This is a genomic window from Desulfocastanea catecholica, from assembly GCF_054657295.1.
On record NZ_BAAHYZ010000008.1, the window covers coordinates 107,849 to 123,002 of the forward strand.

10 protein-coding genes and 1 pseudogene are annotated in these 15,154 nt (G+C 50.1%); 7 read left to right on the forward strand and 4 right to left on the reverse strand.

All coding sequences use genetic code 11. The annotated features are described in order from the left end of the window. The first annotated feature begins 3 nt into the window (after positions 1-3). The 3 genes from ACYQ8U_RS09485 (at position 4) to ACYQ8U_RS09495 (ending at position 3,504) form a co-directional block, all read left to right on the forward strand. Entirely contained in the window at positions 4-1,527 is a 1,524-nt protein-coding gene (locus ACYQ8U_RS09485) for a complex I subunit 4 family protein (protein WP_459945297.1), read from the forward strand. 15 nt (positions 1,528-1,542) lie between these two features. Then, complete coding sequence (locus ACYQ8U_RS09490; RefSeq protein WP_459945298.1) at positions 1,543-2,952, forward strand: NADH-quinone oxidoreductase subunit N; 1,410 nt, start codon at positions 1,543-1,545, stop codon at positions 2,950-2,952. Positions 2,953-3,063: 111 nt separating this feature from the next. After that, complete coding sequence (locus tag ACYQ8U_RS09495; RefSeq protein WP_459945299.1) at positions 3,064-3,504, forward strand: CBS domain-containing protein; 441 nt, start codon at positions 3,064-3,066, stop codon at positions 3,502-3,504. Between the two features lie 192 nt (positions 3,505-3,696). Here the strand turns inward: ACYQ8U_RS09495 and ACYQ8U_RS09500 are convergent, their stop codons facing one another. From ACYQ8U_RS09500 to ACYQ8U_RS09510, 3 genes and pseudogenes are all read right to left on the reverse strand, one after another. Next, positions 3,697-5,049 carry an alanine/glycine:cation symporter family protein gene (locus ACYQ8U_RS09500; protein ID WP_459945300.1) on the reverse strand — a complete coding sequence of 451 codons (1,353 nt, stop codon included), beginning with the start codon at positions 5,047-5,049 and terminating at the stop codon, positions 3,697-3,699. A gap of 80 nt (positions 5,050-5,129) precedes the next feature. Beyond that, a complete protein-coding gene (gene ald / locus ACYQ8U_RS09505) occupies positions 5,130-6,242 on the reverse strand; it encodes an alanine dehydrogenase (RefSeq protein WP_459945301.1) in 1,113 nt (370 codons plus the stop codon). Between the two features lie 581 nt (positions 6,243-6,823). Beyond that, positions 6,824-7,002, reverse strand: a pseudogene (locus ACYQ8U_RS09510) (IS630 family transposase); the annotation flags it as partial. Between the two features lie 302 nt (positions 7,003-7,304). Here ACYQ8U_RS09510 and ACYQ8U_RS09515 point away from each other — a divergent pair. Both ACYQ8U_RS09515 and ACYQ8U_RS09520 read left to right on the forward strand, forming a co-directional pair. Beyond that, on the forward strand, positions 7,305-7,958 hold the full coding sequence (locus ACYQ8U_RS09515; RefSeq protein WP_459945302.1) for a PEP-CTERM/exosortase system-associated acyltransferase: 654 nt from the start codon (positions 7,305-7,307) through the stop codon (positions 7,956-7,958). A 154-nt stretch (positions 7,959-8,112) separates the two neighbouring features. Continuing rightward, positions 8,113-9,549 (forward strand): phenylacetate--CoA ligase family protein, encoded by a 1,437-nt coding sequence (locus ACYQ8U_RS09520; protein WP_459945303.1) that lies wholly within the window; start codon positions 8,113-8,115, stop codon positions 9,547-9,549. Positions 9,550-9,636: 87 nt separating this feature from the next. Here ACYQ8U_RS09520 and ACYQ8U_RS09525 read toward each other — a convergent pair whose 3' ends face one another. After that, positions 9,637-10,458 (reverse strand): PEP-CTERM sorting domain-containing protein, encoded by an 822-nt coding sequence (locus tag ACYQ8U_RS09525; protein ID WP_459945304.1) that lies wholly within the window; start codon positions 10,456-10,458, stop codon positions 9,637-9,639. Positions 10,459-11,434: 976 nt separating this feature from the next. On the opposite strand from ACYQ8U_RS09525, the gene ACYQ8U_RS09530 reads away from it, so the two are divergent. Then, on the forward strand, positions 11,435-14,077 hold the full coding sequence (locus tag ACYQ8U_RS09530) for a sigma 54-interacting transcriptional regulator (protein ID WP_459945305.1): 2,643 nt from the start codon (positions 11,435-11,437) through the stop codon (positions 14,075-14,077). A gap of 198 nt (positions 14,078-14,275) precedes the next feature. Beyond that, complete coding sequence (locus tag ACYQ8U_RS09535) at positions 14,276-15,130, forward strand: DMT family transporter (protein WP_459945306.1); 855 nt, start codon at positions 14,276-14,278, stop codon at positions 15,128-15,130. The last annotated feature ends 24 nt before the right edge of the window (positions 15,131-15,154 follow it).

Consider the following 15,154-nt stretch of genomic DNA (forward strand, 5'->3'; position numbering starts at 1 on the left):
AGAATGTTTGAATATGCCCTTTCAGTCATGATCTTTTTGCCCATCCTCGCCGGACTGGCAATGCTCCTCTTTCCCATCGGTCGCGGAGCATCTCGAATCGCGGGAATGATCGTTTCCCTGGTTGTTCTCCTCATGGGTATCGAACTGTTCCTTGGTTTTAGCGGAGCAGGCGGTATGCAGTATCTGGAAAATCGCCCCTGGATCGAATCTCTCGGCATCAGCTACGGCCTTGGGGTTGACGGTATCAGCCTGTTGGTCCTCATGACCGGCGCGGTATTGTTTCCCATGGTTTTTTCTATATTCACCGAGCAGAAAAAGGGCTATTACGCCAATCTGCTCATCGCCCAGGGGTCGATGATTGGAGCTATCTGTGCCACCGATTTAGTTCTTTTTTATATCTTCTGGGAAATTATGCTGCTGCCGATCTTCTTTATGATCGGTATTTACGGCGGGCCAAAACGATTGCCGGCCACCCTGAAGATCACTATCTATACCATCGCCGGCTCCCTGTTGATGCTTGCCGCCCTGGTGTATGTCGGGGTCTCTTATCACAACCAATTTGGCGTCTGGACCTTTGATATAGTGCAACTGGGCGCCCTTGACCTGGGCGGCGGATTTGCCGTCCTGGCCTTTTTCATGTTCATGGCTGCCTTTGCCATCAAGATTCCGCTTTTTCCATTCCATACCTGGCTGCCTGATGCCTATACCGAGGCACCGACCGCGACCACCTTTGTTCTTTCGGCGATCATGGCTAAAATCGGCGTCTACGGCGTTATTCGGTTTGTCGTGCCGGTGTTTGAAATCGAATTTGCCCGGTTTGCCATCCTCTTCTCCCTGGCCGGAGTTGTTGGTATGATGTACTGCGGGCTCGCAGCAATTGCCCAGAAGGACATGAAAAGAATGCTTGCCTTCTCTTCCGCATCCCATATGGGTATTATCGCGGTCGGCGTCTTCTGCATGAATGTGCAGGCACTGACCGGCAGTCTCTTTCAGATTGCCGCCCACGCCACCAGTACCGGCGTACTGTTTCTCTTTGTCGGCCTGATGGAGGAAAGAATGGGCACCAGGGACATCGGCGCCCTCGGCGGAATAGCCTACCGGGCGCCAATTTTCGCGACCTTTTTTGCCATTGCCATGCTCGCTTCGGTCGGTCTGCCCGGCACCAGCGGTTTCATCGGTGAATTTCTCATCATCCTGGGTGCCATTAAATTCAACGGCTTTATCGGCTTTCTTGCCGGGACCTCGCTCATCATCGGCGTCTGCTACATGTTGTGGATGTTTCAGAGGGTTTTCTTTGAAAAAACCAACGAACGTACGGTGGAATTTGCCGATCTGAAGATTTCTGAGGTATTGACCTTTCTCCCCGTTATCGTGCTCATTATGGCCATGGGAATTTTCCCCCAGGCCTTTATCGCAAAAATCGAACCGGCCGCTCAGCTCCAGGTTGCAAAAATTTTCTCCACGACCCAAAGCCACGTTGCCGAAACCACCGTCCTGACCCCCGGACACACAAACCATAAGAATTAAGGCAGGGTAACCACTATGCATGATTTTTTGTCCTTCCTCCCTTTTCTCATCATCGGTGCAGGTGCCATCCTGTTGATGCTTCTCTCTGCTTTTGAGAAGATTCAGGTAGAAATCGCCTCCTTTGTCAGCATGGGGTTCTTTGGTGCTGCTTTTTTCGCACAGTTGCTCGTCGGCTGCGGCCCGGAGACCACCCTCTTTGCCAACGTCTTCAACGGCATGCTGGTTTCCAGTAATTTTACCATGGTTGCCGGACTTATTATCCTTGGCTGCGGATTTTTCACGGCAGTGAGTGCCCACAGTTATTTCAAGGTCAATCTTTTCTGCACCCTGGAATTCTACTGCATTATGATGTTTGCCGCCTGCGGCATGCTCCTGTTAACTATGGCGCAAGAACTCATTACCGCGTTTATCGCCCTGGAAATCATGTCTCTTGCCATATACATCCTCGTTGGCTATGACCGGGCGAATGTTACCGCAACCGAGGCGATCCTCAAGTATCTGATGCTTGGCGCCTTTGCCGGAGCCTTCTTTACCATGGGCACAGCGCTTATTTATGGCGGAACAGGTACGACAAAATTTGTTGAAATCAGCACCGCTATCAGTGCAGGATCTTCGTCACAGCCACTGCTTCTTGCCGGGGCGTTTTTTATCTTTGTCGCTTTTCTTTTCAAAGCGGCCGCCTTCCCCTTTCATGCATGGGTCATCGATGTTTACGATGGTGCTTCCGCACCGGTGACCGGTTTTATGGCAACTGCTCTGAAAACTGCAGTCTTTGCCGTCTTTGCCAACTTTCTTGCACTCAGTGCTGACCTGCACAGCGGCTGGATAACCTTTCTCTTCTGGGTCTCCGTTCTGACCATGTTCGGTGGTAATCTCGTCGCCATTGGCCAGAGCAGTCTGAAAAGAATGCTCGCAGCCTCAGGTATCGTGCATTCCGGCTACCTGCTCATTGCGCTTGTGGCCATCAGCGCCGACCATTTTACCGGCAGTGCTATCGGTTATTATCTTGCTGCATATGCCGTCTCTACCCTGGGTATCTTTGCCGCCCTTTCCTACCTGGGCGGGAAGGATGAAAAACGGGCCACATTCGATGATTTCAAAGGGTTGGCCAAGGTTCGTCCTTATTCCGCCGCGGCGATTACGGTCTTTCTTCTCTCGATGGCCGGTATCCCGCCAACCGCGGGGTTCATGGGGAAATTTTATATAATCACCAGCGCCATTTCGGCTGGACAAACCGCGCTGGCCGTCCTTCTTGTCATCAGCAGTGCCTTTTCCATGTGGTATTATCTGCGCCTCATAATTAATATGTATTTTCATGACGCTGAGGACAGCTTTGAGATTATTGGTTCGCCTCTTGCCGGTGCAGGTACCTTAGCGCTGGCAGTCTGTGTGTTCGCTATCGGTCTCTACCCTATTGTTATATAAGTAAGTAGCGTTTCCAGGTGAGTGAAAAACGATTCGGAGTGAAAACTGTCAAACTCTTCAGTACGGCAAAATGACTTGTGTGCTGACTGATCTAAACGTGGAGTCTGAGATATGAAAGTAAAAGATATTCTGGCGGTAAAAGGAAGTCGGGTCGTCACCGTTGAAAAGAGTACGGCCGTCCTCGATGCAATGTCGATTTTTTCCGCAAACCGGGTTGGTTCACTGCTGGTCGTCGACAATGACGTCAATATCCTCGGTATTATTGGTGCCCGTGATGTCCTGATGGCGGTCATTAATCATCTCGAGGAGATTAAAACACTCACCGTTGAGAAGATCATGAGCACCAACCTTATCGTCGGAAACCCGGATGATAAGTTGGATTATATTCTCTCCGTCATGACGGAAAACAGGATACGCCACGTACCGATTTTTGAGGGCAAGGACTTGAAAGGACTTGTTTCCATTGGCGATGTGGTCAAGGCGCAGCTGAAGGAAACCAAGGTGGAGAATAAGTACTTGAAAGATTATATTGCCGACAAATATCCCGGTTGAGCAGCACTATTGAGCAACACCAAGCAAATTTTTCCCTGAACATTGCTCGGATTTGATCGTCAAAAAAAAGCTTTCTTACCCGTTTAGGGCAAGAAAGCTTTTTTGTTTGCAGCCGACAAACCTCCAGATACTGACATCCGGCCGATGATGCATTGGCATGACCTGTTCAGGTCATGCCAATGCATCATCGCTTTACCTATTATTTTTATTATCAAAATACTTTTTCGTTTCCGAAACAACAACCGGGGTCAGGAATAGCAGACCGATAAGGTTCGGAATGGCCATCAAGCCGTTCATGGTATCGGAAATATTCCACACCAGACTGAGTTTAGCCATCGCCCCAACGCCGACAAAGAGGACAAAAACAATACGGTAGGGCATTACCGCCTTCACCCCGAAAAGATATTCAATCGACTTTTCACCATAATAACACCAGCCGAGAATGGTTGAGTAGGCAAAGAGAATAATGCCGATCGTCACCACATGCGCGCCTCCGGGCATTTCGGCGGCAAAGGCCATGGTCGTCAATGCCGCACCGGTTTCACCACTGGACCAGAGACCACTGAGTATGAGCACCAGTCCGGTCATGGTACAGACGATGATGGTATCGATAAAAGTCTGGGTCATGGAAACCAGGGCCTGGGTGATCGGGCTTTTCGTCTGGGCTGCCGCTGCAGCAATAGGGGCACTACCGAGACCGGACTCGTTGGAGAACACGCCGCGGGCAACGCCCATCCTGATGGCCATCATGATGCTTGCCCCGGCAAAACCACCAACGGCAGCAGTGGGATTAAAGGCCTGCTTGACGATAAAGACCAGGGCGGCCGGAACTTCGCTTATGTTGGCAAGAATGATATACATGGAACCCGATATATAAAAAACTATCATGATCGGCACCAGCGCACCGGTGACCATGCCGATTTTTTTTATACCGCCAAGCACCACGAGCGCCGTGCAGACCATAAGGACTATGCCGCTGGCCATATGGGGAATATGGTAGGTTGTGGCGACTGCATCGGCAACTGAATTGGATTGCACCATGTTGCCGATACCAAAGGCGGCAAAAGAGGCGAAAACGGCAAAAAGCGTCCCAAGCCAGGGCATTTTCAAACCTTGCGAGATATAATACATCGGACCACCACTCATCTCGCCGTACTCATCGACAACCCGGTATTTCACCGCCAGAACCGCTTCGGCATATTTGGTGGCCATACCGACAAGTCCGGTAATCCACATCCAGAATAAGGCCCCCGGTCCACCGACGGCAATGGCGGTTGCTACCCCGGCAATATTACCGGTACCAACGGTTGCCGACAGAGCTGTCATCAACGCCTGAAAATGGGTAATATCTCCCGGCTCATCAGTGTCCTCTTTCCTTTTCACCAAGGCCAGATAGAGAGCGTAGCCAAGTTTTCTGAACTGGAGGCCACGCAGGGCAAAAGTCAGCCAGAAGCCGGTTCCAACCAACAGTATCAGCATCGGCGGTCCCCAGGCAAAAGCGCCTATTTTTCCAACGACCATATCCAGGGTACTCATAAAATCCATCACTTCTCTCCTTTCGTCTGTACAGCATAATTGAGATAGATCCTGTCGCTAATCGGATCACTTGTCCATCTTCCACTTTTTCACAACACCTCTGTTACCGGCGTATAATCGAGGCCAAAGGCATCGGCGACACCTTTATAGGTAACCTTCCCCTCGACTATATTCAGACCGGTCTTTACCCCATGGTTATCCTGAGCCGCCTTTTTCCAGCCTTTATTGGCAATCTGCACGGCATAAGGAAGAGTTGCATTGGTCAACGCCATGGTTGAGGTGACCGGAACCGCTCCGGGCATATTGGCAACACAGTAATGAATAACTCCATCAATCACATAGACCGGATCCTGATGCGTGGTTGGTTTTGAGGTTTCAAAACATCCACCTTGATCAATGGCCACATCGACGATGACCGCCCCTTTTTTCATCAACTTGAGCATCTCGCGCGTGACAAGTTTAGGCGCCTTGGTGCCGGCAACCAGAACTGCACCGATAACAACATCCGCTTCCAGGACCAGTTCGCGAAGAATGGTCGGATTGCTCATCATCGGGAAACAGTTTTTCGGCATAACCTCGGAGAGATATCGCAGCCGGTCAAGATTCGTATCGAGCAGATACACCTTCGCCCCAAGACCACAGGCCATCTGGGCTGCATTGGTGCCGACGACACCGCCGCCGATGACCAGAACACTCGCAGGAGCGACACCGGTCACTCCTCCCAACAATATTCCTCGTCCACCGTAGAAGCGCTCAAGATATTTCGCACCTTCCTGCATGGACATTCGTCCGGCTACTTCACTCATCGGCGTCAGCAGAGGCAGATCACCTTTGGCACCTTCCACCGTCTCATAGGCAATGGCAATGGATTTATTATTGATGAAGGCACGGGTCAGCTGCTCATCGGGGGCAAAATGAAAATAGGTGAAAACAATCTGACCTTCGCGGATCAGATCATATTCCGAAGGCTGCGGTTCCTTGACATGCATGACCATGTCGCAATGGGAATAGATTTGCGCCGGGGTGGTGATAATTTTTGCACCGGCGGTACGATAGGCGTCATCGGTAAAACCACTGCCTACACCAGCCGACTCCTCTACCATGAGCTCATGGCCATTGGCCACCATAATCTCAACGCCGGTCGGCGTCATGGCAACTCGATTTTCCGCTACTTTAATCTCTTTTAAAATTCCGACTTTCATTTTCCCACCCTCCTGGTTAAGGTGCAATTTTCCCCAACCCACGGGGATATGAAGAAAAGTACCCGCATGCATTCCGACAAAGACTGCAGGTTCCGCTACCCATCCTATTGCAATCTACCGGTCATTTTCACTGGTAAGTATTATGAGTACTGCCATCTCTTGTGAGAGATAATATCTTTTAAAATCCGGAATAAAGGTCATATGTTTTGCCGCTAATCCACCTTTGTGAATAAAAATAATAAATTGTTGCAATAACAATATGTAGCTTTCTTTGAATGCGCCGTTATCGCACTACTTCTTTAAGCTTCACGATCCGTCGACATGGTATAGGTGTTCCACAGGAAAGATTCATTAGTGTCTCGTCAATCATCAAATGTCAAATAAAGGCGGAGCGGTTTTATCCGTGCATTGTCTGTCGGTAAACTGGCAATTTACTTTTGCAGCTTTGTTATTTCTGTTTTCTTGCCATGCACGTGTTTCTTTTCTGACTTTTTAATGCTGTCTATTCTTTTACTTAATCTTCTAGGTAAACATAGACAAGAACATTCAACTCTATTTCACTCACATTGACACAGAGGGTTGTAAACATCGAGCACTTTTTCCATGTTCGCGACAAAACTGCCATTGTCGATCGGCTGGAATCAACCACCCTTTTTGTTGCCAAGGCTTGAGTTTTTTTTCTTAAAATCCGGCGAATAGCCTCATGGGAAATGCTGTCTATATATTCAAGTTTAACTCTCTTATCGGCCGGTAATCCTAAACGACATTTCTTTATTGACGAAACACAGCGCATCGAGCGTGAAATCTTTGCCCTCAGGAGCGCATTTTTTACACTTATTAAAATATTGTATGCCCGATGAAGAATTTTAATTATTTTTATCATGCTGTAATTGCATTAATTATTTCTTGATGCACAGTGGCGTGTTTCTTGCGATGGCTTGGAGGTTACGTTATTGTCCGCCCTTCCAGTTGGATCGAATCAACGGTTCAAAACTGGAATGTCCGTTTCGCCGGAAAAAACGGTGAACTACCTTCAAAACTCTACTTAATGAGGAAGATGATGTGAGTGAACTCGAATCGTTATATAGTCTGCGTTATCAGGTCTACTGTCATGAAGCATGTTTTCTGGACCCGGAAAACTATTCTGACGGTCTGGAATATGATGAGTTTGACACCGTCTCAGAACATTTTCTTGCCAAAGACCCGAATAATAATGATGATGTTGTTGGAACGGTACGTCTTGTCAAGTGGTCGGAGTATCTCACCTTCCCAACGGTTGAGCATCTCAGCTCACTTCCTGAGCAGTTGCAGCATCTGGGGTTTCCACTCGATTCCACCGCCGAGATTTCACGCCTCTGCATTACCAAGCAGTATCGCAGGCGAACGAGGGATGGATTGACCGGCCTGGAAGGCTACGTAGACAGCGGCGGTCTACGCAGAAAATTACCGGTAGTCACACTGGAACTCTTTAAAAGCATGTATCTTGCCAGCAAGTATGATCTCGGCATAACCCATTGGGTCGCTACCTTTGAAGACCCCCTCTATCGACTGCTGGAACGATACGGTGTTCATTTTAAACTCCTTATCCCGGACGAGATAGATTACTACGGTAAGGTTAGAGTCTATGGGGCGTCCATAGAGCATTTAGAAGTAGAGATGAACAGGCGGAATCCTGAAATCTTCTCTTTTTTCAGTGAACAAATGGCTTATTCTTAAGTTCACACTCCTAAAAAATACTGAAATCTTCGTTGTATATTTTCGTATTTTCCGTGACGTTCGTGGTAAAATTAATCTTACGAATCCGTGAGAATCGCTTTCGGGCAGCTAGCAGGTTCACCACCAGCTTATATGGATATCCACAGGAGAGAAAATGAGGCTAGGCGAGAAGATTCGAAAGGAATTGACACTTTTTGAGCGTAGAAAAACGCTGAAACTATTGACTGCCACCGCCCCGGAAAAGATTGTTGCCTACGGGGAGGAGCAGTTGCTGAAGGCCTTTCAACGGACGGCGGCTCGTGTTCCGGCTTATAGGCAGATCCTGCAACAAGCGGGGTGCTCCCCGGATAAGGTGACGTCGATTGCGGCATTTAAGGATATGGTGCCGCTGATTACCAAGGAGGATGTCTTTCCCAAATATGCTATCGAGGATCTCTGCCTGGATGGCAGCATCGGACGGATCCGCAGCGCCATGTCCAGTTCCGGTTTTTCCGGAGTCTATTCTTTCGGTATCAATACCGATGAGAATCATCGCAATGCGGTGAAGGCCATCGACACGGCACTTGACTACCTTTTTGATATCTCAAAGAAAAAAACCCTTTTTATAAACAGCCTGCCGATGGGCGTTCGGGTTCCCACCTCGCTCCCAGTGGCCGATACCAGCATCCGCTGGGATATGGCACTGGCGATTTTCAAGAAATTCTCTCCCGGATTCGACCAGATAATTATCCTCAGCGATCCGCATTTCCTGAAAAAGATTTTGGAAGACGGCATCGAGCAGGGGATCGATTGGAAAAAACAGAATGTGCATTTGATCACCGGAGAAGATTGGATACCGGAGACCTTTCGCAGCTATCTGGGCAGCATGCTGGGAACGGACTGGGAAAAGATGGAGAGGGGACTGATCGGCGGAACGATGGGAGTAGCCGAACTTGATCTGAACCTCTTTCACGAATCACGGGACTCGATCCGTATTCAACGGGCGGCATTGGCCGACAAGCACCTGCGCTACGCACTCTACGGCGAAGGCTGCGATATCCAGCCGACGCTCTTTCATTACTATCCGCACCGTACCTTCCTTGAGGTGGTGGAAAGCGGCGACGGCTCGCCGGAACTGGTGGTCTCGATGTTAAGCAAGGCGCTGCTGATTCCGCTGATCCGCTACAATGTGAAGGATGTCGCCCGCATCTACTCCTATAACGAAATTGCAACCATCCTGCAGGACTGCGGCTATGGCCACCTCTGTCCGGAATTGAAACTGCCGATGCTTTCGGTTGGCGGCAGGAAGAACCGTGCATTGATAATCAAAAACTCCTCCATTGCTCCGGAGGCCGTCAAGCAGGGGATGTATACAGACTTTGCCGTTGCCGCTGCAACCACCGGCTATTTCCGTCTAGCCATAAAGGACCATGCCTTTGTGATAGAGGTCCAGTTGAAGAAAGGAATTGAATGTTCGCCGGAGCTTGAGAAGGCGTTCGTAAAAGCGATCTCGACCCATATTTCCGCTCCATTTAAGTTGCAGCTATATGCGTATCAGACCTTTCCCTATTCGATGGAACTCGACTACGAGCGGAAGTTCAAGAATATCTGACATCTCCTAAGCATTAGCTCAGACAAAAAAAAGGAGCTGGGCAAATCCCTCCGGCTCCTTTTTACAACCTACCTGCGTTATTACTTCTTATTTGCGCATTTTCCTTCTGCTATAGCCTGCAAAGCCGAATAAACCTATGCCGACCAAGATCATCGTTGCCGGTTCAGGAATAGGAGGAGCTGTTGTGTTCCCAACACCGTTGGCGGTACCGGACAGGGTAAACATGCCAAGAGGAGTATTGATCGGGTCGAGCGAGAAGCTGAATGCCAAGTCGGCACCGTCAAGCTCCATATTGGTATCCCATAATGACATCCAGGATCCGCCGATCACGTCCAAGAGGGCGGACCCGGTGTACCTGCCGGTACCGTAATTGTAATCTTCCTCAAGGTCATACTGGTCGCCGTTCGTCAGGTCAAACCCTAAACCCGCTAATGACAGAGCATGCCCCTGCAGATCCAGTAACAGAGTTCCGTCACTTGCAGTAGCAGGATTCGTCGCATCAAAATTGGGGGGCGTATCGGTGTATACTTTGACATTCACGCCTAAGGAATACAAATTCGCTGAGGTGCCACCGGTCGGATTAAACAGGACATCATCAGCACCACTAATGACAAAGCTCATCCCCTGGGCTGTCGTTGCTTGAAAGATGCTGGTTTGGGTGTCCATATCTTGCATGCGGAGAAGACTGCCAAGACCGAAACTATCGACTTGTCCATCCGGACTCTGGTAGGTATTGACTCCCAAATTCTGTGATGAAGGATTATAAGTGCCAGTGTTAGTACCCAAGCTATCATACGTGTTGCCGACCGAATAAAACTGATCTGTGATAATCTGTATCTGATCTGCCATGGCCAGGCTGCTGGATAGTAAAATGGCAGTACCAGCCAAACCTACTAATGTTTTTTTCATTTAATTTCTCCCTTTCATTTGAATGATGCATTTTTTCCCGATGTGCTCTCATTGTCAACCAGCCATCAGATAAAAAAACACGCTACTGTTCTTTCTCAAGGTTTTCTTAAGAAAGTCCCCTCGACTTTAAATAAATTGCATATTCCGAACTTGTTAATTTTCTCCTCACCCCATGCTAAATGAGAAATCGATTGCACTTCGTATTTACAGGTAGATTTATGCAATTTTCTTGCCACAACCCTGGCATTATCTTATATGCATAAATTTCCAGCAGATACATTAAATAAGCCTGTCACTGCAAACAATTGCTAGACGGATTTCCGTAATTTCGGTTCGTTTTTCCGGAAAAACTGAAAAAGAACGCGAAAATGAGTGGAGATTAAAGATGGATCTATTCGGCAGGCTGATATCATAGAATTATTTTTCAAAAGAACCCCTGTTCTAGACCTTAAAAGCACCTTGTTCGTCCCATTTTGAAGCCTTGCTCTTCTGAACCTATGTTGCTCAGTTAATTCAATGCAATTTTTTCAATTAATGATTAGACAAGACTTTCTAAGTCAGGGATACGTTTTTGAAGATTCGTAATGGTTTGTGGATCATTCTGTGTTGGCAGTGGGGATGGAAATTTCCAACCATATCTTACCCCTCACCCTGCAGAAAAACGACTTTAAATTGCACCGGCCAATCTGTGCCCGGCGGTGCACCCCAGGCCACGGACTTTTTTGCAAACATGTTGAGAAGAAAGCGTGTCCAGATATTTGCCGAAATGTAAAACAAACCGACAAGGTCGGATGCGCCAACACCTGGCCCGTCCGAAGATCAACGGCAGGAAATGTCCGCGCCGCGGGGATAATCCTCGGCCACCGACGGATTTGCCTTGAGGTCGATTTTTCGGCACGATTCATGCTATAACGAATATGGCAACGCGCAGAATGCCCTCAGTATGACAACAAGGTGTCGATGCAACCATAGAGCTATGCTCGAACAGGACAGGCTCAGACAGAGCCTCTATACGTCTGAACTTTTTAAAGACCTCGATGCCGAAGTCGTCGGACAGCTCATCGCTGCCGCCCATTGGCAAATCGTTGAACAGGGGCAGTACGTCTACCGGCAGGGCGAGAATAACCGCCGTTTTTACATCGTTGCCGGGGGAGAAGTGGAACTGACCATGAATATGGCGAACGACGGCCAACTGATCGTCAGCCATATTGGCCTGGGAGGCCACTTCGGCGAAACATCACTGCTGACCAACCGCACGAACTGCATCAATGCCCGAGCCCTCACCCGCCTTACTCTGGTGTATTTTCATGCCGAAGATTTCCATACGCTGCTGCAGGCCAACCATGCCATAGAGCATCAGCTCACTCTTGCCCTGGCCGATCGCCTGCGGGTTTCCTTTCATGACCATGCCGACTCGCTGAAAAAAATGCAGCAGGGCCCGATGGGTGCCGATCACAATCTCGATGCGACTTTTTTTACCGATTTGCCGGCATCTCATTTACCGGAAAAAGTTTCCCTGAACAAAGACGGTAAGATTCGCCTGCCCGAATCAACCATTTTACGCCAGATCATGAAGGCAGTCAGCCGATTCGCTGATAACCTTGAACCGATCCTTATTACCGGTGAGGCCGGGACCGGCCGACGAATGGTGGCCCAGGAAATCCACCGGGCCAGCACCTGCAAGAATGGTCCCTACACCGAAATTGACATCCGCGGCATCGACCCGGAGCAACTGGATGGAAAGCTTTTCGGCTATAAACGGGATGGATTCGCCTTCTCGCAAATCGAGCAACTTGGCGTTTTCGAGCGGTTACAGGGGGGGACGGTGGTTCTTTATAACGCCGAACACCTGGAACCGGACATCCAGCGGCAGCTTGTCGCACTCATCAGAAAAACGCCCCTCACCAGGACAGGCAACGATAGCGAACTATTACTGCATTCACGAATCATCTTCATCTGTACCGACACCCTGCGCCGGCAGGACGGTCATAACCGACTGCTGCCCACGCTCTATGCCCTGGTGGCCAAGCAGCATTTTCAGGCAGCTCCTTTGCGCATGCATCGCCGGGATATCCCACGTCTGGTGCAGTATTACCTCAAACGCTACAGCCGGCAGTATGGCAAGACCATCAAGCAGGTGGATGACCAGACCCTGGGCATGTTCATGAACTACGACTGGCCAGGCAATCTGACGGAAATGACCAGCGTCATCCAGCGCGCGGTGATTCTCGGCAAAAACAACCAGCCCCTCAACGATCAGGTACTTTTGGGCATACCGAAGTCCGAAGGCAAGTGGGAATTCAATCTGCTGCGGCTGCCGGCCATCCGGGCATTGCTCACCAGCCGGTTCTTTCCGGTGCTGCCACGGGTGGTAGTCGGCATTTTTCTCGCCTTTATTCTCGCCGTGCTGTTCTTTGGTCCAGTCACCGCCGAAAAAAATGTCGGCCTGACTCTGAGCTGGGTGGTCGGCTGGCCTCTGCTCATATTCACCTTCTTTTTCCTGGCCCGGACCTGGTGCAGTGTCTGTGGTTTGTCCGTGCCCGGCTGGCTGGCGCAGCACATCGTCAAACCGGAACGACCAACCCCGCAGTTCATCAAACAGTATTCCGGGTGGATCATGACTGTGCTGTGCATTTTCCTGTTTTGGCTGGAAACCACCTGGGATGCCTACCATTCTCCCCGGCTGACCGCCTGGATCATCTCCTCTATCACCCTGGCTGCGTTGTTTTTCAGTGTGTTCTTTAAGCGCCGGGTCTGGTGCCGATATCTTTGTCCGCTCGGCGCTTTGAATGCTTTGTTTTCCATGCCTTCCATCCTGGAACTCAGATCCAACACCCATATGTGCATGAATCGCTGTACCGATCACCTGTGCTATACCGGTGAAGGCGGGGTGGCCGGCTGCCCGATGTTCCGTCATCCTTTCCTGGTCGACAACAACCGGGATTGCATCCTGTGCATGCAATGCGTCAAGAACTGCAGGTTGAACTCGATTCACCTCAACCTTCGCCTCGCTCCCCAGGAGTTATGGAACCAGCAATCGCCGCGTCTTGCCGATAGTTTTCTGGTGGTCAGCCTGGCGGCAATCTTTTTTCCGTTCACCATTAATCAGAACTATCCAGGGGTAATCGACAGCTGGGCCGGCGCCCTGCACAGCCTCGGCTTACCCCATAGCCCGCCTCTGGTCGCAAGCATGCTCTTTTTTACCTGCATTGTCATCTATCTCTGCGGTTACGCCGCCTTGTCACAGATCATGGCCCGGCTTACCGGCAACAGCTGGAAGGTAACCGCATCAATTTTTGGCTACGGCATGATTCCTCTGGTGCTTGGTGCTTTCATGGCCGCACACCTGGAAATTTTTGTCGGTGGCCTCTGGCTGCTGGCCGACAATGTCAAAGACCTAATCGGCATGGGTGGGGAGTATATACCCAGACGAATGATGAGCCATGATGCCACCTTCATTCTTCAGTTCATCACTGTTGCCGGCGGTCTGCTCGCCTCGCTTTATGCGACCAGGCGCATCATCTCCCGTCTGCTCATGGCCCGGCCTTCGTGGCAGATGTTTATGCCGCCGGCCTTTCTGCTCTGCCTGTCGGCGGTAGCCTATCTCTGGCTGGGATGATGAGGTATGGCGGAAAGAGTGGAACTGGTGTATCAAAGAAACGGAGTTAATGGATAGTGGGGAAAAATCATCTGGCAGTCGTACCTTGCTTCAGTGCCTTATTCCCTGAAAATTCTGGCTGTTCTGTCCACATGCCCCATCTTTCTGACCGGAGACGTATCCCGGGCGTGATTACCACTGATTTCCACTTTATCGAACATGCATGTCACCGACCTTTTACTTGCTTTGCTGGCCAATTTCGCCTGGGGCTTCAACTTTATTGCCGGTAAGGTAGGGGTTGCGCAATTCCAACCACTTCTGTTCACCTCTCTTCGTTTTCTCTTTCTGCTGCTGGTGATGCTGCCATGGCTCAGGCCGGCTCCCGGCTCTATGTGGCCGATGTTACGGGTGGCGCTCCTGCTCGGTGTCGGTCATTTCAGTATGATGTTCATCGGGTTGAACGCCGGCGGCAATATCGCTTCGGTGGCGATTACCACCCAGTTGTATGTACCGTTTTCCGCAATTCTCGCCGCAATCTTTCTTCGGGAGAAAATATCGGTCATCAGGATCATTGCCATTCTGACAGCCCTTCTCGGGGTGATGGTTATTGGTTTTGACCCGGTAGTGTTCAATCATCTTGACGCCATGCTCTGGGTAGCGGGCGCGGCCATGATGATGGCCATTGCCACCATCATGATGCGCCAGTTTCCCAAACTTGGCGTTTTCAAGCTGCAGGCATGGATAGCCTTGGTCGCCACTCCATCACTGTTGCTGCTCAGCCTGATTTTCGAGTCGAACCATCTGCAGATTCTTACGGCTGCCGGACTGTATGATTTCTGGACGCCCCTCTACTCGGCGATAGGTGCCTCGGTTGTCGGTCATGGCATCGTCTATCGTCTGCTCGGGCGCTATCCTGTTGCCATCGTCACTCCGCTGATGTTGTTGGCACCGGTTCTTGCCTCATGGTTCGGGGTGCTGTTCTTTCACGATGAAATCGGCTGGAAGCTGGTCGTCGGCGGGGTGCTGACGCTTGGCGGAATCGCGATGGTCTCGGTCAGAGTGAAGCGAGCGTAGATCTTTTCATTTCACTCCTTTTTA